At 63.5% G+C, this 20,917-nt stretch carries 20 protein-coding genes; 12 read left to right on the top strand and 8 right to left on the bottom strand.

The genetic code is table 11. The features are described 5' to 3' along the window. Window positions 1-79: 79 nt before the first annotated feature. Window positions 80-1,273 (top strand): low temperature requirement protein A, encoded by a 1,194-nt coding sequence (locus AC1L34_RS11800; protein ID WP_424295158.1) that lies wholly within the window; start codon window positions 80-82, stop codon window positions 1,271-1,273. 57 nt (window positions 1,274-1,330) lie between these two features. Then, window positions 1,331-2,584 carry a phosphoribosylamine--glycine ligase gene (purD, locus tag AC1L34_RS11795; RefSeq protein WP_424295160.1) on the top strand — a complete coding sequence of 418 codons (1,254 nt, stop codon included), beginning with the start codon at window positions 1,331-1,333 and terminating at the stop codon, window positions 2,582-2,584. Between the two features lie 62 nt (window positions 2,585-2,646). Here purD and AC1L34_RS11790 read toward each other — a convergent pair whose 3' ends face one another. From AC1L34_RS11790 to AC1L34_RS11775, 4 genes are all read right to left on the bottom strand, one after another. Continuing rightward, window positions 2,647-3,594 (bottom strand): alpha/beta hydrolase-fold protein, encoded by a 948-nt coding sequence (locus AC1L34_RS11790; RefSeq protein WP_424295162.1) that lies wholly within the window; start codon window positions 3,592-3,594, stop codon window positions 2,647-2,649. A gap of 241 nt (window positions 3,595-3,835) precedes the next feature. Next, the gene (locus AC1L34_RS11785) at window positions 3,836-3,970 is read right to left on the bottom strand and encodes a hypothetical protein (protein WP_424295163.1); all 135 of its coding nucleotides are present in this window, start codon (window positions 3,968-3,970) and stop codon (window positions 3,836-3,838) included. 35 nt (window positions 3,971-4,005) lie between these two features. Further along, a complete protein-coding gene (locus tag AC1L34_RS11780) occupies window positions 4,006-4,398 on the bottom strand; it encodes a DUF302 domain-containing protein (RefSeq protein ID WP_424295165.1) in 393 nt (130 codons plus the stop codon). A gap of 37 nt (window positions 4,399-4,435) precedes the next feature. Then, window positions 4,436-4,696, bottom strand: coding sequence for a metal-sensitive transcriptional regulator (locus AC1L34_RS11775; RefSeq protein ID WP_424295166.1), 261 nt, complete (start codon window positions 4,694-4,696; stop codon window positions 4,436-4,438). A gap of 107 nt (window positions 4,697-4,803) precedes the next feature. Between AC1L34_RS11775 and purB the strand changes: the two genes are divergently transcribed. Genes purB through AC1L34_RS11760 form a run of 3 tightly spaced genes read left to right on the top strand, consistent with a single transcriptional unit; the run spans window position 4,804 to window position 9,274 of the window. Next, on the top strand, window positions 4,804-6,231 hold the full coding sequence (gene purB, locus AC1L34_RS11770; RefSeq protein WP_424295168.1) for an adenylosuccinate lyase: 1,428 nt from the start codon (window positions 4,804-4,806) through the stop codon (window positions 6,229-6,231). Window positions 6,232-6,240: 9 nt separating this feature from the next. Then, window positions 6,241-7,137: a phosphoribosylaminoimidazolesuccinocarboxamide synthase gene (locus tag AC1L34_RS11765; RefSeq protein WP_424295170.1), complete on the top strand. Its 897-nt coding sequence runs from the start codon at window positions 6,241-6,243 to the stop codon at window positions 7,135-7,137. Continuing rightward, on the top strand, window positions 7,130-9,274 hold the full coding sequence (locus AC1L34_RS11760; protein ID WP_424323038.1) for a S9 family peptidase: 2,145 nt from the start codon (window positions 7,130-7,132) through the stop codon (window positions 9,272-9,274). The genes AC1L34_RS11765 and AC1L34_RS11760 overlap by 8 nt, the downstream gene beginning before the upstream one ends. A gap of 83 nt (window positions 9,275-9,357) precedes the next feature. Here AC1L34_RS11760 and AC1L34_RS11755 read toward each other — a convergent pair whose 3' ends face one another. Together AC1L34_RS11755 and AC1L34_RS11750 are read right to left on the bottom strand one after the other, a co-directional pair. Further along, a complete protein-coding gene (locus tag AC1L34_RS11755) occupies window positions 9,358-10,923 on the bottom strand; it encodes a DHA2 family efflux MFS transporter permease subunit (RefSeq protein ID WP_424322667.1) in 1,566 nt (521 codons plus the stop codon). A 41-nt stretch (window positions 10,924-10,964) separates the two neighbouring features. Next, the gene (locus AC1L34_RS11750) at window positions 10,965-11,321 is read right to left on the bottom strand and encodes a MarR family winged helix-turn-helix transcriptional regulator (RefSeq protein ID WP_480034800.1); all 357 of its coding nucleotides are present in this window, start codon (window positions 11,319-11,321) and stop codon (window positions 10,965-10,967) included. A 186-nt stretch (window positions 11,322-11,507) separates the two neighbouring features. Between AC1L34_RS11750 and AC1L34_RS11745 the strand changes: the two genes are divergently transcribed. The 4 genes from AC1L34_RS11745 to AC1L34_RS11730 all read left to right on the top strand — a co-directional run bounded on the left by AC1L34_RS11745 (window position 11,508) and on the right by AC1L34_RS11730 (window position 14,298). Then, window positions 11,508-12,017, top strand: coding sequence for a glutathione peroxidase (locus tag AC1L34_RS11745; protein ID WP_424322666.1), 510 nt, complete (start codon window positions 11,508-11,510; stop codon window positions 12,015-12,017). Between the two features lie 82 nt (window positions 12,018-12,099). Next, the gene (gene purS, locus AC1L34_RS11740; protein WP_424296386.1) at window positions 12,100-12,339 is read left to right on the top strand and encodes a phosphoribosylformylglycinamidine synthase subunit PurS; all 240 of its coding nucleotides are present in this window, start codon (window positions 12,100-12,102) and stop codon (window positions 12,337-12,339) included. A gap of 7 nt (window positions 12,340-12,346) precedes the next feature. After that, a complete protein-coding gene (gene purQ, locus AC1L34_RS11735; protein ID WP_424296384.1) occupies window positions 12,347-13,027 on the top strand; it encodes a phosphoribosylformylglycinamidine synthase subunit PurQ in 681 nt (226 codons plus the stop codon). Next, a complete protein-coding gene (locus AC1L34_RS11730; RefSeq protein ID WP_424296382.1) occupies window positions 13,027-14,298 on the top strand; it encodes a M18 family aminopeptidase in 1,272 nt (423 codons plus the stop codon). The genes purQ and AC1L34_RS11730 overlap by 1 nt, the downstream gene beginning before the upstream one ends. A 29-nt stretch (window positions 14,299-14,327) precedes the next feature. On the opposite strand, the gene AC1L34_RS11725 is transcribed toward AC1L34_RS11730, so the two are convergent. Next, window positions 14,328-15,185: an NmrA family NAD(P)-binding protein gene (locus AC1L34_RS11725; RefSeq protein ID WP_424296381.1), complete on the bottom strand. Its 858-nt coding sequence runs from the start codon at window positions 15,183-15,185 to the stop codon at window positions 14,328-14,330. A gap of 118 nt (window positions 15,186-15,303) precedes the next feature. On the opposite strand from AC1L34_RS11725, the gene AC1L34_RS11720 reads away from it, so the two are divergent. Both AC1L34_RS11720 and AC1L34_RS11715 read left to right on the top strand, forming a co-directional pair. Next, window positions 15,304-15,705, top strand: coding sequence for a winged helix-turn-helix transcriptional regulator (locus AC1L34_RS11720; protein ID WP_424296379.1), 402 nt, complete (start codon window positions 15,304-15,306; stop codon window positions 15,703-15,705). A 94-nt stretch (window positions 15,706-15,799) separates the two neighbouring features. Continuing rightward, complete coding sequence (locus AC1L34_RS11715; protein ID WP_424296377.1) at window positions 15,800-16,459, top strand: GAP family protein; 660 nt, start codon at window positions 15,800-15,802, stop codon at window positions 16,457-16,459. Window positions 16,460-16,481: 22 nt separating this feature from the next. Here AC1L34_RS11715 and AC1L34_RS11710 read toward each other — a convergent pair whose 3' ends face one another. Beyond that, entirely contained in the window at window positions 16,482-17,744 is a 1,263-nt protein-coding gene (locus tag AC1L34_RS11710) for a PQQ-binding-like beta-propeller repeat protein (protein ID WP_480034799.1), read from the bottom strand. 316 nt (window positions 17,745-18,060) lie between these two features. Between AC1L34_RS11710 and AC1L34_RS11705 the strand changes: the two genes are divergently transcribed. Then, complete coding sequence (locus tag AC1L34_RS11705; RefSeq protein ID WP_424294778.1) at window positions 18,061-20,598, top strand: ATP-dependent Clp protease ATP-binding subunit; 2,538 nt, start codon at window positions 18,061-18,063, stop codon at window positions 20,596-20,598. Window positions 20,599-20,917 lie beyond the last annotated feature (319 nt).

Here is a 20,917-nt window from a genome sequence, read left to right as displayed (position 1 = left end):
CACGAGAGGGCGGCGACCCAATCTAGGCACGTTCACGCGTTAGGCTCTGCGCGTGAACGTGCCTACAACGCTTCGTCGAATGACTGGTCGGGACCCCAACGAAGAAGGCCGCGCCGCCAGTTCCCTGGAAGTGTTCTACGACCTGGTCTTCGTCGTCGCCTTCTCTATCGCTGGCGTTCAACTTGCCGAATACCTTGCTGAAGGTCACTACCGGACGGCAATCATCTCCTACTCGCTGGCGACGTTCGCCGCCATGTGGGCGTGGATCAACTTCGCCTGGTTCGCCTCCGCCTTCGACACCGACGACTGGGTGTACCGACTCCTCACTCTGGTGCAAATGATTGGCGTCGCCATCATCTCGATCGGCATCCCGCCGGTCTTCTCCTCAATCGACGCCAACGCGCACGTCGACCTCGCGACCGTCGTCATCGGCTACTTGGTGATGCGGGCGGCGATGATCGTCCAATGGTTGCGGGCCGCCATCCAAGCCCCCGACCACCGCGCGACCTGCCTCACCTACGCGGGCATGACCGCTATCGCACAGATCGGCTGGGTCCTGGTGGCGGTCCTTCCGTTGAACCTCGCGCCGACACTGCTCGCAATCGCGGTGTGCGTGGTCATCGAACTGCTTGGACCGGCCATCGCCGAAAGTCGCTTCGCCAGCACGCCGTGGCATCCCGGGCACATCGTCGAACGCTATTCGACGCTGGTCGTCATCACCCTCGGCGAAGGCGTCGTCGGGACCGTCGCCGTGTTGCAAGCGGTGATCGGACGGTCCGGGTGGACCACGGAAACCGCGGTCCTCGGCCTCACCGCCATGGGCGTCACCTTTGCCATGTGGTGGCTGTACTTCCGGCTTGACGTTGGTGGCCCCCTCGCCAAGAGTCCGGGAAAAGCCTTCCTCTTTGGGTATGGGTCGATGGTCATCTTTGCCGCGTGCGCAGCCGTTGGCGGAGGCCTACACGTGGTGGCGCTGTGGATTGAACGCCAAGCGTCAATCTCGACGACGGGAGTCCTTGGGGCCGTCGCCATCCCGATTGGGATCTTCTGCCTCGGCACGATCGCGATGTATTACGCGCTGGCCGGTGTCGACTCGCTTCTGGTGCCGCTCCTATTGGTGACGGCATTGCCGCTGCTCGTAGCCGTGGTCATGGTGACCGGCGGTGCGGGAATGCTGGCCAGTGTCGTCGTCGCTTGCCTGTCGCCGGTGTTGGGCGTGATCTTGCTGGAGTTGACCACCCGGTGGCGTAACGAGCGCTCCGTGAACCGGTAACCGAGGTCAACTGCGCCCGAGGCGAAGATTCCCGCATCTACCCACTACCCTGAAAGCGTGCGCGTACTCGTGATCGGCTCGGGCGGCCGCGAACATGCCCTCCTCCTCGGACTCGACCGTGACCCCTCGGTCACCGAACTCCACGTGGCTCCCGGCAATGCCGGTACCGCCTCGGTGGCGACCAATCATGCGGTCGACGTCGCCTCGGCCGATGCCGTCGTGGCGTTGGCGCGGGAGATCGCGGCCGACCTGGTGGTCATCGGACCCGAGGTACCGCTGGTCCTCGGAGTTGCCGATGCGCTCCGCGAGGCTGGCATCGACACCTTCGGCCCCAGCGCCCAGGCCGCGCAGATCGAGGGTTCCAAGGCCTTCGCGAAAGACGTCATGGCGGCCGCCGGTGTGCGAACCGCCCGCGCCGAGATCGTCGACAACCCGGCCGAACTCGACGCCGCGCTCGACCGCTTCGGCCCCACCTGGGTTGTCAAAGACGACGGCCTCGCCGCCGGTAAGGGCGTTGTCGTGACGCCCGACCGCGCCGCCGCTCGCGCCCACGCCGCCGACTGCCTCGAAAACGGACACCCGGTCCTTCTGGAGAGTTTCCTCTCCGGCCCCGAGGTGTCGCTGTTCTGCCTCGTCGACGGTAACGACGTGGTCCCGCTCCTGCCCGCGCAAGACCACAAACGCGTCGGCGACGGCGACACCGGCCCCAATACCGGTGGCATGGGTGCCTACACGCCGCTGCCGTGGCTGCCGCAAAGCATGGTCGACCGCATTGTCGACGAAGTCTGCAAGCCCGTCGCCGCCGAACTCACCAAGCGCGGCACCCCGTTCTCCGGCCTGTTGTACGCTGGTCTCGCGATCGACGACGAAGGTCCCGCCGTCGTCGAATTTAACTGCCGCTTCGGCGACCCGGAAACGCAGGGCGTGCTCGAGCTGCTGGAGTCGCCACTCGGTGCGGCGCTCGCCGCCACCGCCCGCGGAACCCTCGCCGATCTGCCTGCGCTGCAATGGCATCCCGGTGCTGCAGTGGTGGTCGTGCTGGCTGCCGAAAACTACCCGGGGCGTCCCCGGACCGGCGACCCGATTGTCGGATCTGGAGCCGAAGGCGTCCTGCACGCGGGCACCAAGCTGAACAACAAGGGCGAGGTCGTTTCGTCCGGTGGTCGTGTGCTTTCGGTGGTCGGACGTGGCGCGGATCTGAAGGCTGCGCGCGCCCAGGCCTACGAGCGTCTCGCTGGCATCAAACTGGTCGGCGCACACTTCCGCACCGACATCGGCAAGGCTGCCGAAGACGGTCAGATCAGCCTGTAGTTCCTCGCTTGAACAGCAATATCGCCTCCCGGCCGTTGTCGGGAGGCGATATTTGTTTGCAACTAGCGTGCAGCCAAAGCCAGGTTGCGGCCCAGGAACTCCACCTGATCGGGGAGGACCGACCGCCAAAAGCGATTCGTATGGCCGCCGGGTGATGTCGAAAACGCTGCCGGCGGATGCAGGTCGGCGGCCCACTTGCGCCCGTACGTGTAGAACTGATCGGCCATTCCCACCGAGATCATGACGGGGATCTTCGCGAAAGCATGCTGTTGGCCGAACAGTGAATTGGCCTGGTAGTCCTCGTAAGAGTCGAAGGCGCGGGGCGGGAAGTTCATGGGATCAGCCCACATGGCCGGTGAGCTCGCTGCAATGGCGGCAACGCGCGGCGCGCCGATCAGCGCGCCCAGTCGGAGCGCACCGTATCCGCCCATCGACCACCCGTACAAGCCGATGCGATCGGTCCGCAGATTGAGTTCGGCATTGTTCTCAAGCATCGGCATGAACTCGTCGACGATCATGGCCGCACCGTCGGTGCCGTCGGCGCGGAGATGGAAGTAGTTGCGTCCCACGTCGACGCTTGCCACGGCAAACGGCGCGTTGCCAGCTTCCACATACTGCTGGACGACGCCCTGAATGTTAAGGGACTTGCCAAAGATGCTGCGCTCGTTGGTGTTCAACGCATGCGCAACGATGACCACGGGTAGTTCGCCGGTGACTCCGCTGGGGCGAGTCACCGCCCATCGTGTTTCGCGGCCTGCCATTTTCGGGGAGATGAAACTCCCCTTGATGAGTGGGGGATCACTGGGGATTTCCGGGGGCGCGGTCTCGATGGGCAGTTGGTCGTCGCCACCAATATTGGCGGCATCTTCCGGCATCAACGTCTCCGGCGTGGCACAGGCAGCAACCCCGCCCAGTGCGGCTAAGCCTGCGATCCCGCCGAGCACCGCGCGACGAGACACGCTACGACGTGGGCGGTTGGGGTCGGACGAAGGCAATTGCGCAAGAGACATAACGGGTCGGAGTCTACCGCCAGGCGGGGCGACGACGATATTCCAGCGATCAGGAGGGCCGCTCGGCCCCGCCCTTTCCGGGCTCGGGGACTCCTCGGGTCGTTGGTCCTGGCGGTCAAGCGCAGAAAACTGCTCATAAATCGACCTCCGCGGGTAAATAACCCTCGGAGGTCGATTTACGAACAGATTTTCTTAGTTCACCGGCGCGGAGCCCAAAACCCCGGCCAAAACGAACCTACGACTACGCGCTGACGCGGGAGTCGGGGCAGGTGCAGCGCTGTTCGGCGGGGACGGGGGCCATCACGTCGGCGACGTGTTCGCCGCAGCCATCCCAGGTGATCTTGGTGCACTTGCTGCAGGTAACGGGGTAACACATAGAGAAATTTCCTTTGGGTTGAGAGGGGCAGTCGATCAGAGTGATTCGATGGCCGCGGTGAGCTTCTCGGTGGCGGAATCAGCGACCGCGACGAGGTCCGGGTTGTCGACGACAGTCACCATCAACTGCGGATTCATCGCTTCGACGATACTGCGCTGCGGATTGTCGACATCGGACCGAACAACCACGTTGCACGGCAGCAGCAAACCGATCTGGCGTTCGGCGGTGACGGCGCTGTGCGCGAGCGGCGGGTTGCAGGCGCCGAGAATTACATAGCCTTCCATTTCCGCGCCGATCTTTGCCTTCAGCGTGGCGGCCATGTCGATCTCAGTGAGCACCCCGAAGCCCTGCGCGGCGAGTGCCTCGCGGGTCTTGGCGATGGCGTCGTCGAGTGGTGCATCGATGGTGGTTGCGATAGCGATTTCCATGGTGATTCCTTACTCGTAGGGCTGGAGGTGGGGTGCCTCACGCGAGGGTGAGGAAGAGCTTTTCGAGAGTTTCGATGTCGGGGCCGTCGCCGCTGGTGTCGGAGACGCAATCGCGCAGGTTGGTGGCGATGATCTTGAAGCCCGCACGGTCGAGTGCGCGGGAAACAGCAGCTAGTTGCGTGACAACGTCCTTGCACTCGCGGCCTTCTTCGATCATCGAGATGACCCCGCCGAGCTGGCCTTGCGCGCGCTTAAGTCGGTTCAGTACGGCGGTCATGGATTCCGCATCGCCTTGCATGGGTCCTCCTGGGGGTCGTTCCAACACCCACCACTATACCCCTAGGGGTATCTAACGTGCATTTGTCGTTTACCTGCCACACCTCTGTGGCACTACACTCGGTAGGCGTGGGTAAACCTGCTATTAGCAATGTCCTGGCCAATCGCTACGCATCCGCGGATATCGCGGAGATCTGGTCGCCGCGCAACAAGATCGCCCTGGAGCGTCAGCTCTGGATTGCGGTGATGAAAGCGCAGCGCGACCTCGGGATCGATGTACCGGCGGAAGCAATCGCCGACTACGAGCGCGTCGTCAACGACGTAAACCTCGAGTCGATCGCCGACCGCGAGCGCATCACCCGACACGATGTGAAGGCGCGCATCGAAGAGTTCAACGACCTCGCCGGTCACGAACAGATTCACAAAGGCATGACCAGCCGCGACCTCACCGAGAACGTGGAGCAGCTGCAGGTCTTGCTGTCGCTGGGGCACGTCCGGGCACACGGCATCGCCCTGCTGGCGCGCATCACCGAGCGCGCCGCGCAGTACGCGTCGCTGGTGATGGCTGGCCGCAGTCACAATGTCGCGGCCCAGTCGACCACCCTCGGCAAGCGCTTTGCCTCGGCCGCCGATGAACTGATGCTGGCATTGACCCGCGTCGACGAACTCATCGCGCGCTACCCGTTGCGCGGTATCAAGGGCCCGATGGGTACCAGCCAGGACATGCTCGATCTCCTCGACGGCGACGCCGACAAGCTCGCCCAGCTCGAGCAGAAGGTCGCCGAGCACCTCGGCTTCGCGAACTCGTTCACGTCGGTGGGCCAGGTGTACCCGCGCTCGCTCGACTTCGACGTCGTCTCCGCGCTGGTGCAGGTGGCGGCGGGACCGTCGTCGTTGGCGACCACCATCCGCCTGATGGCCGGCCACGAGCTGGTCACCGAAGGCTTCCAACCCGGCCAGGTTGGTAGCTCGGCGATGCCGCACAAGATGAACACCCGCAGCTGCGAACGCGTCAACGGTCTGGCCGTGATCCTCCGCGGCTACGCCTCGATGACCGGCGAGCTTGCTGGCGCGCAGTGGAACGAGGGCGACGTCTTCTGCTCGGTCGTCCGTCGGGTGGCATTGCCCGACGCCTTCTTCGCGATCGACGGCCTCATGGAAACCTTCCTTACGGTGCTCGCCGAGTTCGGCGCGTACCCGGCCGTCATCGGCAACGAACTCGAGCGCTACCTGCCGTTCCTGGCGACCACCAAGGTGCTGATGGCATCGGTGCGTGCAGGCGTCGGACGCGAAACGGCCCACGAAGCCATCAAGGAAAACGCCGTGGCCGTCGCCCTCGCGATGCGTGAGGAAGGTCGCGAACCCGACCTGCTCGACCGGCTCGCCGCCGACGACCGCATCCCGCTCGACCGGGCCCAGCTCGACGCGCTGATCGCCGACAAGTCGGCCTTCGTCGGTGCCGCCGAAGCTCAGGTCGCCACCGTGATCGCGAATGCGGCCGCGTGGATCGATGCGAACCCCGAGGCCGCGGCGTACACCCCGGCCCCCATCCTCTAGGAGCCAGACATGCGACCCACCCTCGCCGACTACCGGCATGTCGCGTCCGGCAAGGTCCGCGACATTTATGAGATCGACGCCGACACCCTGCTGCTGGTCACCTCCGACCGCATCTCGGCTTACGACTTCATCCTCGACACCCCAATCCCCGACAAGGGCCGGATCCTGACGGCGGCCAGCTTCTACTGGTTCGACGTCCTCGGCGTGCCGAACCATCTCGCTGGCGGCCCCACCGATGAGCGGATTCCCGCTGAGCTCGTCGGACGGTCGATGGTCGTCAAGAAGCTGCCGATGGTGCAGGTGGAGTGCGTGGCCCGCGGTTACCTCACCGGGTCTGGACTCGCCGACTACAACGCCACCGGTTCGGTGTGCGGCGTGGCGTTGCCCGCTGGGCTCGGTGAGGCCGACAAGCTTCCCGAGCCGATCTTTACCCCGGCCACCAAGGCCGAAATGGGCGAGCACGACGAGAACGTGAGCTTTGAACACGTCGCTGCGACAGTGGGCGTCGAACTCGCAACGCAGCTGCGCGAGCTGACTTTGGACATCTACGGTCGTGGCTCGGACCTGGCCGCTGAACGCGGAATCATCTTGGCCGACACCAAGTTTGAGTTCGGTCAGGCCGAAGACGGTTCGCTGGTGCTGGCCGACGAGGTGCTGACTCCGGACTCGTCGCGCTACTGGGATGCGGCGACGTACGAGCCGGGCAAGGTGCAGCCGAGCTTCGACAAGCAGATTGTTCGCAACTGGCTCACCGGCCCGGAATCGGGCTGGGATCGCAAGGGTGAAATTGCTCCGCCGCCGCTACCAGCCGACATCGTCGAGCAGACCCGTGCCCGGTACATCGAAGCTTACGAACGGATTTCGCAGTTGAGTTTCGCTGATTGGCCGGACCGCCTCGATGGCTGACCGCATTAGCCCGCCGGTCGCGAAGAAGGTTCCAACCGAGCGGGTGCATCACGGCGACACCTTTGTTGACGAGTACGAGTGGCTGCGCGATAAAGACAACCCGGAAGTCATCGCGTACCTGGAAGGCCAGAACGCCTTCGTCGAGCAAGAGACCGCGCACCTGGCTTCCCTGCGCAGCGACATCTTTAACGAGATCCGCTCGCGCGTCCAAGAGACCGACATGAGCGTCCCGACGCGTAGTGGGGGCTACTGGTACTTCACCCGCACCACCGAAGGACTCGCCTACGGAGTGCGGGCGCGTTGCCCCATCTCGGGCCCAGACGATTGGACACCACCCGAGGTGACGCCCGGCGTCGACCTCCCCGGTGAGGTGGTCTTCTTCGACGCCAACGTGGAATCGAAGGGGCACGACTTCTTCAGCCTCGGTGCCATGTCCGTAAGCCACGACGGCGACTGGCTGGCCTACAGCACCGATGTGAAGGGCGACGAACGCTACGACCTTCGCATCAAGAACCTCGCCACCGGCGAACTGCTGCCCGACACCATCGCCGGGATCTCGGCGGGGGCCACGTGGTCGCTCGATGCGAAGTACATCTTCTATACGACGGTCGACGATGCCTGGCGGCCCGACACCATCTGGCGTCACGAAGTCGGATCCAGCGATCCTGACGTGCAGGTTTTCCACGAACCCGACGAGCGTTACTGGGTTGGTATCGGGACCACGCAGTCGGACGAGTACCTCGTGATCGGCGTTGGCTCCAAGGTCACGTCGGAAGCGATGGTGCTGCGCGCCGACGACCCGACCGGTGAGTTTGTCACGGTGGCCGGCCGTACCGAAGGCGTCGAATACTCGGTCGAGCACGCGAAGATTGACGGTCGCGACTGGTTTGTCGTCGTCCATAACGATGAGCGTGATGGCCGCAAGGCCCTCGACTTTGCCGTCGATATTGTTCCCGTCGACAACCTGGCCGACCGCCGCGAACTGATTGCCCACCGCCCGGGTCGCCGGGTGGAAGAAGTCGACTGCTTCCGCGACTACCTCGTGTTGTCGTACCGGGAAGACGCCTTGCCTCGCTTGGCGATTGCGGACCTGCGACGCATCGATGGTCTGCCGACGCTCGACGATTTTGTGGAGGTCACGTTCGATCAAGAACTCCGGTCGGCGGGGCTCGGCGCGAACGCCGAGTGGGCCACGCCGAAGCTGCGGATCGGGTACGGCAGTTACGTCGACCCGTCCGAGGTGTTGGATCTTGATGTTGCGACCGGCGAGCGGACGCTGCTGCGCCGGCAACCGGTCCTCGGTGGCTATGACGCGTCGCAGTACACGGCGGTTCTTGAATGGGCTACGGCCAGCGACGGAACGCGGGTGCCGGTGTCGTTGGTCTTCCGCCGCGACTTGGACCGGGCCAAGCCCGCGCCGACGTTGCTGTATGGCTACGGGTCGTACGAGACGTGCTTGGACCCGGGTTTCTCGGTGGCACGACTGTCGATGCTCGATCGTGGCATGGTGATGGCTTTCGCGCATGTGCGCGGTGGTGGCGAGATGGGTCGCGCCTGGTACGAGAACGGTAAGACGCTCACCAAGAAGAACACGTTTACCGACTTCGTCGATGTGGCACGCTATCTCATCGACACCGGTTGGACGTCGCCCGAGCATCTGGTTGCCGAGGGTGGCAGCGCCGGTGGGTTGTTGATGGGTGCCGTTGTGAACTTGGCGCCGGAACTGTTCAACGGCATTCTCGCCGCGGTGCCGTTCGTCGATGCGTTGAACTCGATCTTGGATCCTTCGCTCCCGCTGACCGTGATCGAGTGGGATGAGTGGGGCGATCCGCTGCACAATGCGGACGTCTACGAGTACATGAAGTCGTATACGCCGTACGAGAACGTTGAGGCCCGGAAGTACCCGGCGATCCTGGCGGAGAACTCTCTCCACGACACCCGCGTGCTCTACGTGGAAGCGGCGAAGTGGGTCGCCCGCCTGCAGGAATGCACCACATCCGACCAGCCGATCCTATTGAAGACCGAAATGTCGGCTGGCCACGGCGGCGTCTCCGGCCGCTACAAGCAGTGGGAAGAGACCGCCTTCGAACTGGCCTGGATTATGTCGCAGGCCGGTGCCGTCCCGCGCCACCCCTGACCGTTCCCGCATGATGCGTTGAATCCCGCTACACGTCAGACGTGTAGCGGGATTCAACGCATCATGCGGGAACGGAGTGGAGGCTAGCCGAGGGGGTCGAGGACCTTCTCTTCGCGCGTTTCCACGTCGGTGTGAACTTCCATCTTCTTGCGGGGCAGGAAGAACGCCGGGATCAGCGTCAAGGCAACCAGGATGGTCGCAATGATGAACGTGTCACCGTAGGTTGAGGCGATGTCTGCCAGGGTGCTCTGTCCGGCCTGGCCGACGGCGACCGGGTCCTTGACGTTGACGCCGTTCTCGACCATCGCGTTCATCGTCTTCTCCGGGTCGCCACCGGCCTGCATCATGGCCCGCGACAGCGGCAGCAGCATCGTGGTGAAGATGACCGTGATGACTGCGGTACCGACCGACGAGGCCGTCTGCTGAATGGCGTTCATCAGCGTTGACCCGTCAGCGATCTCCGACGGTCGCACGGTTGCGAGCGCTGCCGACATGATCGGCATCATCGTCATACCCATACCGAGGCCCTGGATGAGGAGCGCGCCGCACAGGTACCAGTACGAGGTGTCCGTACCGAGGGAAATGAACATTCCGACGCCGATAGCGATCAGGACCAGGCCGACGAGGACAAACTTGCCGGGACCGATCTTGTCGGTCATCTTGCCTGCAATCGGCATCGTCAACATGGCACCCAAGCCCTGCGGTGCCAGCAGCAGACCCGCCATCAGCGTCGTCTCGCCGCGAACCACGATGAAGTACTGCGGGTACAGCAGTGATGCACCGAAGAAGGCGATCGCGAACAGCGACATGGTGATGATGGCGATGCGGAGGGTCGGGTTGCGGAACAGGCGAAGGTCGAGCAACGGGTGCTTGGCGCGGAGGGCATGCCACACGAACGTGGCAATCAGTGCGGCACCAATGATCATCGGAATGTAGACGCGCGGGGCGTTGAACGTGCGTTCGTCGGCGCTGGAGGAAACACCGAACAGGAACAGCGCCAGGCCGGGCGACAGCATCAACAGGCCGGGGATATCGATCTTCTTACCGGGTTCTTGATCGTCGCCGGGCAGCGCCATGAATGCGTAGACCAGCGCGATGATGCCGATCGGCACGTTGATGAGGAACACCCAGTGCCACGAAGCGATCTCGATGAGCCAGCCGCCGAGGATCGGTCCCATAATGGGGCCCAGCAGCATCGGGATGCCGAGGACTGCCATGACCGAACCGACGCGCTCAGGTCCGGCAGCGCGGGTCATGATCATCATGCCGATGGGCATCAGCAAACCGCCGCCGAAGCCCTGGATCACGCGGAACGCGACGAGCGAACCGATGTTCCAGGCCAACGCACACAGGACGGAGCCGATGAGGAACAGCACCAACGACGCCATGTAGACGCGTTTGGTACCGAACCGTGAAGCGGCCCAACTGGAAACCGGAATCACGGCGGCCAGGGCCAGCGTGTAACCGGTCATGGACCAGGCTGCACCTGCAGCGGAGGTATCGAACGTCGACATGAAGGTCGGCTGCGCGACGGCGACGACGGTGACGTCGAGGATCGACATGATGGCGCCCAGCACCACAACGCCAGCGACGACAAAGACGTCCCGCCCCAGCTTGGTGCTATCGACTCCCGGTGGGGAGGAGGTCATAGGGTTCTCGTTTCGTGAAGGATCAAAATCGGTGATGGGGATTACCGCGAAAGTGTGGAGGGGGCCTTTGCGATGCATTCGACAGCAGAGTTCAGAGCCGAAGTAATTCGGCCCCGAATGTCACTGGGGATTTCGGCTACGATCTCGGCGACTTCGGTGTCCCGAATCCGGAACTGATTGGCGATTAGTTCGCGTCCGGTTTCGGAGATCGACAGGCGCTTAACCCGACGGTCGGATTCGTCTTCCCGCCGGGTGATGAGATTGATAGCCACGAGTCGGTCGGCGCCGCGACCGGCCGCAGCAAGCGACAGTCCGACGGCGTCAGCCAACTCGTTCACTGACAGATCGTGTTCGCTGCGGGACAGGACCATCAGCATGCGGAGCTGCGAGAGGGTCATGTCGGTAGCGGCTACGCGGTCGACGGTGCTACAGGAGGCCCGATCCGCGACTTGCTCGAAAAACGACACCAGCGCACTGGTGCAGGACTCGACGGAGGTCTTAGTTTCGGACACTCGAAAGAACTTACGCCCACGCAATAATTGCTGCAACGCAACAACTGGTGAGTTCGCTCACCGACGTTTAGCATGTGGGACATGGGTCACTCCAACATTAAAAACATCCCCGTCCGTGCTCTCGATGGCGGCGACTTTCGCCTCGCCGATCTGACCGGTCCGCTCCTGGTGGTCAACGTCGCCTCCAAGTGCGGTCTCACCCCGCAATACGCAGCCCTCGAACAGCTGCAGAAGGATTACGGACCCAAGGGTCTCACCGTGGTGGGCGTCCCGTCGAACCAATTTATGGGCCAGGAACCCGGCACCCCGGAAGAGATCGCCACCTTCTGTTCCACCACCTACGGCGTCACCTTCCCGCTGCTGGAGAAGACTGACGTCAACGGCGACAACCGTCACCCCCTCTATGCGGCACTCACCGAAACCCCCGACGCCGACGGCGAAGCTGGCGATATCACCTGGAATTTCGAGAAGTTCCTCGTCGCCGCAGACGGCACTGTCGCCGCACGCTTCCGTCCCCGCACAGAACCGGACGCTCCAGAAGTGATCACGGCCATTGAGGCAGCCATCAATACCGGCGCGTAGTCCAGGTACAGTAAAAGGCGTGTTCGTTCGGCCCACTCGGGCCGAATTTGATGACCATCTGTTTTAAGGAGCAGTGCGGCTAATGGCGCGTGTAGTGGTCGATGTGATGCCCAAGGCCGAGATTCTGGACCCGCAGGGCCAGGCCATCGTCGGCGCATTGGGTCGCCTGGGGTTCTCGGGTGTCTCAGATGTCCGGCAGGGCAAGCGTTTTGAGCTGGAAGTTGACGGCAGCGTCGACGACGCCACGCTGGAGCGAATCGCTGAAGAACTCCTGACCAATACGGTCATCGAGAACTTCAACGTCTCGCGAGTCTCGGAGTAAGGGCGTCATGACTGCTCGTATTGGAGTCATTACCTTCCCCGGAACCCTCGACGATGTCGACGCCAGCCGCGCGGTTAACACCGCGGGCGGCGAAGCCGTCAGCCTTTGGCATGGTGACGCTGATCTCAAGGGTGTCGACGCGGTCATCGTTCCGGGTGGCTTCTCGTACGGCGACTACCTGCGCGCCGGCGCGATCGCCAGCTTTGCTCCCGCCATGCGCGAAGTAGTGGCCGCTGCCGAACGTGGCATGCCGGTCCTCGGTATCTGTAACGGCTTCCAGATCCTTTGCGAAGCTGGACTGCTTCCCGGTGCATTGACCCGCAACGAGGGACTGCACTTCATTTGCCGCGACGAGTGGCTGCGGGTGGAATCGAACACCACCGCGTGGACTTCCCGCTACGAATTGGGTGCCGAGATTCTGATCCCGCTCAAGTCGGGTGAAGGACGCTACGTGGCCTCGGAGGAAACCCTCGCGGAACTCAAGGGCGAGGGTCGCATTGCGTTCACCTACGCCGGAGACAACCCGAACGGTTCGTCGCTCGACATCGCCGGAATCTCCAGCGCCAATGGTCGTGTCGTCGGCTTGATGCCGCACCCGGAGCACGCGACGGAGGCCCTCACCGGCCCGAGCGATGATGGTCTTGGGTTCTTCTACTCGGCGCTGGACTCGGTGCTCGCGGCCGTCTGATGACGGTAACCACTTCCGCATCGGCTGCGGGTCTGGCGGAATTTATCGACGCCTCGCCGTCACCGTTTCACGTCTGTGCGACGGTCGCGGCCGAACTCGATGGTGCGGGCTACACGCGGTTGTCGGAGACTGAGGCTTGGGCCGGTGCCGCGGCAGGACGCCACTATGTGGTCCGAGGCGGATCGATCATCGCCTGGAACGCCGAATCGTCCTCGGACGCTTCGCGTTTCCGCATAGTCGGTGGTCACACCGATAGTCCGAACCTTCGGGTCAAGCAGCACCCCGATCGCTCGAGCGCTGGCCTCGCAACCGTTGCTCTAGAACCGTACGGCGGCGCCTGGCTGAACTCGTGGCTCGACCGCGACCTCGGATTGTCGGGCCGCTTGGCCTACGACGACGCGGGCACGGTCGCGTTCAAACTGGTGCGGATCAACGAGCCGATCCTTCGGGTTCCGCAGTTGGCGATACACCTGTCCGAAGATCGCAAGGGTGTCACGTTGAACCCGCAGCGGCACGTCGACGCCATTCGAGGGGTGGGCGACGCCGATCCGCTGCTGGATTACGTGGCCGATCATGTGGGGATCAATCCGACGGCAGTTCTCGGATGGGAACTGATGACCCACGACGTTGCGCCGTCGCAGATCATTGGTGCTGCGGGCGATTTGCTCAGCGCACCCCGCCTGGATAATCAGGGAACCTGCTATGCGGGTTTGCGGGCGCTGCTCGATGCGGAGCCTTCGGGCGCAGTCACGATGCTGGCCCTCTTCGATCATGAAGAGGTCGGTTCGGGTTCCGAGCGCGGAGCGTCGTCGGACTTTTTGGTCACGGTGTGCGAGCGCATCCTTGCCGCGACCGGCGGCAACCGTGACGACTTCTTGCGCACCATGGCCGCGAGCATCTGTGTTTCCGGCGACATGGCGCATGCGACGCACCCGAACTATTCCGACCGGCACGAGCCGTCGCACCACATTGCGGTCAACGGTGGTCCGGTGTTGAAGGTGAACCAGAACTTGCGGTATGCCTCCGACGCGATCGGTGAGGCCGAGTTCGCGCTGGCCTGCCGCGACGCAGAAGTGCCGCTACAGCGGTACATTCACCGCGCCGACCTGCCATGCGGTTCCACGATTGGCCCGCTGACGGCCACTCGGACCGGCTTGCTGACCGTCGATGTCGGTGCCCCGCAACTCGCTATGCACAGTGCTCGCGAACTGATGGGCACCGACGACGTCCCGATGTACTCGGCGGCCCTGGCCGCGTTCCTGCGACGCTGACGACAAGCCGAGACGTTGAGCGGCTTCCCCTACGTGAGTGCAGCCTTGACGACCTCGATGAATCCGGTGCTGGGCTTGCCTCGCAGGTCGGCGAGGTCTGTTGAATCCGACGCGAGTGCACCGCGGGCGGCCGACGCATCGGAGTTTGCGAGGGTCGCGGCAAAACCGTCGGGAACGCCTGCCGCCACGAGTCCGGCCGCGTAGTCGGCTTCCGGTAGGTCCTGATAGCTGACGGGTCGGCCGCTGGCGGTCGCGAAGGCTCCGGCAATGTCGGCGTAGGTCAGTGACTCGTCACCAACAAGTTCATAAATTGCGCCGGCCGGGGCCTCGAGGAGTGCTACGGCAGCGGCGTCGGCGTAGTCGGCGCGCGCAGCCGGATTGACGACGGCGGTGCCGCCGCTGCCAGCGAAGACGCCGGTGTCGATGGCCGGTGCCAGCGACTGCACATAGTTCTCCGAGTACCAACCGTTGCGCAGCAGGACGGTGTCGATACCGGTGCTGGCGAGTAGCTTTTCGGTTTGCAGGTGCTCGTCAGCAAGCAGCATTTCCGTGCTGTCGGCGCGGAGGATGCTGGTGTAGGCGATGAGACGGACACCAGCTGTCTGCGCGGCTTTGATGACGTTGCTGTGCTGGGGGAAGCGTTGTCCCACTTCAGATCCGGAGACGAGTAGGAGCTTGTCGACGCCAGTCAAAGCTGCCTCAAGTGCGGCCAGATCGGCGTAGTCGGCCACGCGGACTTCCACGCCCGCGTCGCGGAGCGCGCCCGCCTTGGCTTCCTCGCGCACGATCGCCACGATGTCGGCGGGATTGGTGCCGCGTTCGATCAAAGCGCGAATTGCCCCGCCGCCGAGGCCGCCGGTGGCACCTGTCACTGCGTAGGTAGTCATGGGATCCCTTTCGTCTTGGTGACCACGAAACGGCCACTTCCACAACATAATGCACTTACTAAAAGTAATGTGCAATGGTTTCAGTCAGTGCAGGTAAGTCTGTGGGTAAAATGCTGGTATGCCGGAAGCCCAGCCGCTTGAGAACGACGTCGACCCCACCCTTGAGGCCGACGTCTTCTCGCGGAACTGCGCCTCGCGCGGAATCTTGCAGAACGTCACCAGTCGCTGGGGTCTGCTAGCGCTGGTTGCGCTCCTCGATGGAGAGCTGCGCTTCAATGCACTGCGCCGTCGGGTCGACGGTGTCAGTGAGCGAATGCTGTCGGTGACGCTGCAGTCGCTGGAGCGCGACGGATACGTGAATCGTGAGATGTTGCAGGCGATTCCGCCTCGCGTGGAATACTCCCTGACCGAAATGGGACGGCAGGTTGCACAGCAGTTGACGACCTTGATCGACCTCGTTGAAGGACACGTACCCGCGGTCGGCGATGCGCGCGAAGCCTACGACGGCCATCACGAGTAGGTAACTTGATTGCTTGCCGCATCACCGGGCGGCGAGCAACTCGAATCCCGTAGCTTTACCGCTACCACCGTTAACCATCAGAAGGGCTCATCCAGTGGGCACAGTGCTTGGTGATCTATTGCCATCCGCGATCGGCGTCGCCGTTTCGCCAGTACCGATTATCGCGGCCATCCTCATGCTGTTGGGGAAGCATGCACGGACGACGAGCCTGGGCTTCGCGGCCGGTTGGCTGGTCGGAATCGTCGCCGCCGTAGTGGTTTTCGTCTTCGTCGGTGGTGCCATGAATACCGACGACGGCCCATCGTCGACAGTCTCCTGGACCAAACTCGTCCTCGGCGTTTTGCTTCTGGCGCTTGGCGTTCGGGATTGGCGTTCGCGGTCTGCCGCCGCCGCCGAGCCTAAATGGATGGCCGCGATCGACGAGATGAAGGTGCCCGCAGGTTTCGGTATCGGCTTCTTACTGGCTGCGGTGAATCCGAAGAACTTGATGCTGTGCATCGCGGCGGGCGTCACGATCGGCTCGGCCGCGCTCAGCACCGGGGAGTCGATCGTTGGCGTTGCGGTGTTTTCGGTGATCGCCGCAATTAGCGTCGTCGGACCGGTGATCGCCTACCAGGTTGCGTCGACCAAACTCGCCGGCCCCCTGGCTTCCCTCAAGGTGTGGCTGCAGGCCAACAACCAGGCCGTGATGGCCATTCTGTTCCTAGTTCTCGGCGTCTCGTTGTTCGGCAAGGGGCTTGGCGGTCTGTTCTAGACAACAGCACGATCAAGGACGGTTAGTTCGGCTCCAGCGCCGTGAGTGTGCTGCCCTGGCGAAGTGTCAGATAGCCGTCGACGTCTTCGACGGCACCGAGGACGCTTCGCGTCCACGCCTGCTGGCCGGAATTAATGTCGATGGCGGTGATCTGGTTGGGATTGGCGAATACCGCAGTCTGGGTGGAGGCGCCGACGCAATTTGCAGCATCGAGGTTGGCATCGGGCTGGTCCAGTGCGGGCGGGGCCATTGAGCCGCGGCGGGTGCCGTCGGCCAGATCGAAGAACACCCGCGAGCGGTCCTTGCGTGCCACCGACAGGATTGGGCCGCACGGACGTGCATTGGCCTTCGATACTTCGGGATCACCGAGCTGCCACAGGGCGTCGCCGGTGGCCGGATCGACGACCTCATAGTGTCCGGTCGCGAGCAAACTATCCGGGCCAGCGGGTGCGATTACCGGGAACGTGGACGGTCCGCGCACCACTCCTATACCTTGGGCGATCCCCGCTGGCTCGGCAGACACCTTGCCCGATGTGACGGGATAGAAGCTCACCGACTCATGGGCGTACGTCGAACTGGTTACCGCCAGGCCACCATCGAACACATCGATCGAACATTGCGAACAGGACACCTGATCCGATCCGTCAGTCGGATCCACGACGAAGTGGGCGTCGTCGGAGGTGTCCACAATCAACAGGCCGTGCTGCGCGCGTACCTTCGCGGCACCGGCAAAGGTTCGGCTCCAGGCAGTGTGACCCGCGGCATCGCGCAGACTGACCTGGTAGCCGGTCTGGTTGACGTGGACGAACTTATTGCCGAATCCCAGCAGTGAACTGGTGTCATCGCCGTCGGCAGTTCGCGTCGCCTCCCCGCTGTCACGGTCGACGAGGTAGAAGCCGTTGTCGCGGCTGTCGAGGCCGGTTCGGACGGCGCACCCGATCTGGCGGGCGTCGTTCACGGCGCACGCGCCGAACCCGGCGTCGATCGGTTGATCCCACTGCGGGTTGCCGGTGCGCGCATCCACCAGTTGGTAGCGGTGCTTGATTCCCGCCGTATACGAGATGAGCCAGTCGTCATCACTGCTGGCAGCGACCCGCACGGCCCCCTCTCCGTTGGCATTGGGTAGAACGGCATCGTCGAGCGTCCACGCTTCTGCGGGCTCGGCACTGTACGACTTCAACACCCCGTTCGCGTCGGCCCCGTCGAGCGCGGTGGGCGCGCCCCACATGACGATTCCGGCGGTCGCCACCAACGCGAGCGATCCGAGAGCGGCAACCGCGGCCATCCCACCGGGAATATGTCCCCGGCGATTGCGAGACCGGCGCGGTGACGACGTTTGTGGCGACATGCAGAACAGTCAACCACGGGCCGAAAAACGCACGATTGCGCGACGTTCGCTCAGGGCGTACGAGGTCGGGAACATTGCCGTTGAGCGCGGCGTTATCAACCACAGAACCCCCACGCAGCCGCGGGCCCCCGCCCGAGGACTGGTGTAACCATCGCACTGTCACCAGGGACCACTAGACTGGAGGCAGGGCTGGTCGCCAAGCACGTCACACTGTCGTGGCAGCGGCCGGGGCGCAAGCTATAGAGGGAGAACAATGTTCGAACGGTTCACCGACCGCGCACGCCGGGTTGTCGTCCTGGCGCAGGAAGAAGCGCGGATGCTCAACCACAACTACATCGGCACCGAGCACATCCTGCTGGGACTGATTCACGAGGGCGAAGGCGTTGCCGCCAAGGCCCTCGAGTCTCTCGGGATTTCACTCGAGGCCGTCCGTAGCCAGGTTGAGGAAATCATCGGTCAGGGCCAGCAGGCCCCGTCCGGTCATATCCCGTTTACTCCGCGCGCCAAAAAGGTGCTGGAGCTGAGCCTGCGCGAAGCGCTGCAGCTCGGTCACAACTACATCGGTACCGAGCACATCCTGCTCGGCCTGATCCGCGAAGGCGAAGGCGTCGCGGCACAGGTGCTGGTCAAGCTCGGGGCGGACCTGAACAAGGTGCGCCAGCAGGTCATCCAGTTGCTGTCCGGATACCAGGGCAAGGAGCCAGCCGAGGCTGGAACCGGGGCCCGGTCGTCCGAGTCCGGCACCCCGTCGACGTCGCTGGTCCTCGACCAGTTCGGTCGAAATCTCACAGCCGCGGCGGCCGAGGGCAAACTCGATCCCGTCATCGGTCGCGAGAAAGAGATCGAGCGGGTCATGCAGGTCCTGAGCCGCCGCACCAAGAACAACCCGGTGCTGATCGGCGAGCCCGGCGTCGGCAAGACTGCCGTCGTGGAAGGCCTGGCGCAGGCGATCGTCAACAACGATGTCCCTGAGACGCTCAAGGACAAGCAGTTGTACACGCTCGACCTCGGCTCGCTGGTTGCGGGCAGCCGCTACCGCGGTGACTTCGAAGAGCGACTCAAGAAGGTCCTCAAGGAGATCAACACCCGCGGCGACATCATCCTGTTCATCGATGAGCTCCACCAGCTCGTCGGTGCCGGTGCCGCCGAAGGCGCCATCGACGCTGCCAGCATCCTGAAGCCGAAGCTGGCTCGTGGCGAGCTGCAGACCATCGGCGCCACCACTCTCGACGAGTACCGCAAGTACATCGAGAAGGATGCTGCGCTGGAACGCCGTTTCCAGCCGGTCCAGGTCGGCGAGCCGTCGGTGGAACACACCATCGAGATCCTCAAGGGTCTGCGCGATCGCTACGAGCAGCACCACAAGGTCTCGATCACCGACGGTGCCCTCGCTGCTGCGGCGACCCTCGCTGATCGCTACATCAACGACCGCTTCCTGCCGGACAAGGCCATCGACCTCATCGATGAGGCCGGTGCCCGGATGCGTATCCGTCGCATGACTGCACCGCCAGACCTGCGTGAATTCGACGATCGCATCGCCGATGCACGCAAGGAGAAGGAATCGGCGATCGACGCCCAGGACTTCGAGAAGGCTGCCAGCCTCCGCGACAAGGAGAAGCAGCTCGTCGCAGAGCGCGCTGAGCGTGAGAAGCAGTGGCGTGATGGCGACCTCGATGTGGTCGCTGAGGTCAATGACGAGGAGATCGCCGAAGTCCTCGGTAACTGGACCGGTATCCCGGTGTTCAAGCTGACCGAGGAAGAGACCACGCGGCTGCTCCGCATGGAAGATGAACTGCACAAGCGGATCATCGGCCAGGAAGATGCCGTCGCTGCCGTCTCGCGGGCGATCCGTCGTACGCGTGCTGGCCTCAAGGATCCGAAGCGTCCGTCGGGCTCGTTCATCTTCGCCGGCCCGTCCGGTGTCGGTAAGACCGAGCTCAGCAAGGCGCTCGCGAACTTCCTGTTCGGCGAGGATGACGCGCTCATCCAGATCGACATGGGCGAGTTCCATGACCGCTTCACCGCGTCGCGCCTGTTCGGTGCGCCTCCCGGCTACGTCGGCTACGACGAAGGCGGGCAGCTCACGGAGAAGGTTCGCCGTAAGCCGTTCTCGGTGATCCTGTTCGACGAGGTTGAGAAGGCCCACCCGGAGATCTACAACACGCTGTTGCAGGTCCTCGAAGACGGTCGCCTCACCGACGGCCAGGGTCGCACGGTCGACTTCAAGAACACTGTCCTCATCTTCACCTCGAACTTGGGCACCAGAGATATCTCCAAGGCTGTTGGCATGGGCTTCAGCAAGGGTGACGGAACTGGCTCCAACTACGAGCGGATGAAGCAGAAGGTCAACGACGAGCTGAAGAAGCACTTCCGCCCCGAGTTCCTCAACCGTATCGACGACATCATCGTCTTCCACCAGTTGACGAAGGACGAGATTGTCCAGATGGTCGACCTGATGATCGGTCGCGTCGAGGCGCAGTTGAAGAACAAGGACATGGATCTGGAACTCACGCCTCAGGCAAAGAGCCTGCTGGCCAAGCGTGGTTTCGATCCGGTGCTCGGTGCTCGCCCGCTGCGTCGCACCATTCAGCGCGAGATCGAGGATCAGCTGTCGGAGAAGATCTTGTTCGATGAGATCAAGGCCGGCCAGATCATCTTGGTCGACGTTGAAGGCTGGGATGGCGAAGGTGACGGTGAGGACGCGAAGTTCACGTTCACCGGCACCGACCGTCCCCGCGTGGTCCCGGAAGCCGTTGAGCTGACGAAGGCCGCCGACGGCGACGCGAGCTAGCGTGCCGCGCGACTGACGCACTACCGACGCTGGCCGCCATCGGGAGCAATCCCGCTGGCGGCCAGCGTCGTTTTCTCACCCCCGACTTTCCCCTTTTCTGTCACGATTCGACCAGACCGTCACCGATCACGACGATCGGTGACGGCCTGGTCGACGCGCGGTCCGCGAATGTGACAGAAAAGGGGACAAAACGACGCTCGTCGACCAGAAAGAACACCCGTCGTTCGCATGAACGACGTCAATCCCGTGCCGACACGACAAGTCGGACAGCCTCGTTTTACGATTACCCAATGCGGCCGCACGGCCGCACGAATTTTTG

It is taken from the genome of Gordonia sp. 34D (assembly GCF_056682775.1).
Note: the sequence above shows the minus strand (reverse complement) of the source record. Positions and strands in the feature narration are given on the sequence as shown.

Bases quoted from the DNA above. Each gene is read 5' to 3' on its own strand.
- AC1L34_RS11750 (WP_480034800.1), bottom strand. From the start codon at position 11,321: ATGACCCTCTCGCAGCTCCGCATGCTGATGGTCCTGTCCCGCAGCGAA.
- AC1L34_RS11800 (WP_424295158.1), top strand. From the start codon at position 80: ATGACTGGTCGGGACCCCAACGAAGAAGGCCGCGCCGCCAGTTCCCTG.
- AC1L34_RS11755 (WP_424322667.1), bottom strand. From the start codon at position 10,923: ATGACCTCCTCCCCACCGGGAGTCGATAGCACCAAGCTGGGGCGGGAC.
- AC1L34_RS11725 (WP_424296381.1), bottom strand. From the start codon at position 15,185: ATGACTACCTACGCAGTGACAGGTGCCACCGGCGGCCTCGGCGGCGGG.
- AC1L34_RS11710 (WP_480034799.1), bottom strand. From the start codon at position 17,744: ATGGCCGCGGTTGCCGCTCTCGGATCGCTCGCGTTGGTGGCGACCGCC.
- purQ (WP_424296384.1), top strand. From the start codon at position 12,347: ATGACTGCTCGTATTGGAGTCATTACCTTCCCCGGAACCCTCGACGAT.
- AC1L34_RS11760 (WP_424323038.1), top strand. From the start codon at position 7,130: ATGGCTGACCGCATTAGCCCGCCGGTCGCGAAGAAGGTTCCAACCGAG.
- purS (WP_424296386.1), top strand. From the start codon at position 12,100: ATGGCGCGTGTAGTGGTCGATGTGATGCCCAAGGCCGAGATTCTGGAC.
- AC1L34_RS11705 (WP_424294778.1), top strand. From the start codon at position 18,061: ATGTTCGAACGGTTCACCGACCGCGCACGCCGGGTTGTCGTCCTGGCG.
- AC1L34_RS11720 (WP_424296379.1), top strand. From the start codon at position 15,304: ATGCCGGAAGCCCAGCCGCTTGAGAACGACGTCGACCCCACCCTTGAG.
- AC1L34_RS11745 (WP_424322666.1), top strand. From the start codon at position 11,508: ATGTGGGACATGGGTCACTCCAACATTAAAAACATCCCCGTCCGTGCT.
- AC1L34_RS11775 (WP_424295166.1), bottom strand. From the start codon at position 4,696: ATGCAAGGCGATGCGGAATCCATGACCGCCGTACTGAACCGACTTAAG.
- AC1L34_RS11780 (WP_424295165.1), bottom strand. From the start codon at position 4,398: ATGGAAATCGCTATCGCAACCACCATCGATGCACCACTCGACGACGCC.
- AC1L34_RS11730 (WP_424296382.1), top strand. From the start codon at position 13,027: ATGACGGTAACCACTTCCGCATCGGCTGCGGGTCTGGCGGAATTTATC.
- AC1L34_RS11790 (WP_424295162.1), bottom strand. From the start codon at position 3,594: ATGTCTCTTGCGCAATTGCCTTCGTCCGACCCCAACCGCCCACGTCGT.
- AC1L34_RS11765 (WP_424295170.1), top strand. From the start codon at position 6,241: ATGCGACCCACCCTCGCCGACTACCGGCATGTCGCGTCCGGCAAGGTC.
- AC1L34_RS11785 (WP_424295163.1), bottom strand. From the start codon at position 3,970: ATGTGTTACCCCGTTACCTGCAGCAAGTGCACCAAGATCACCTGGGAT.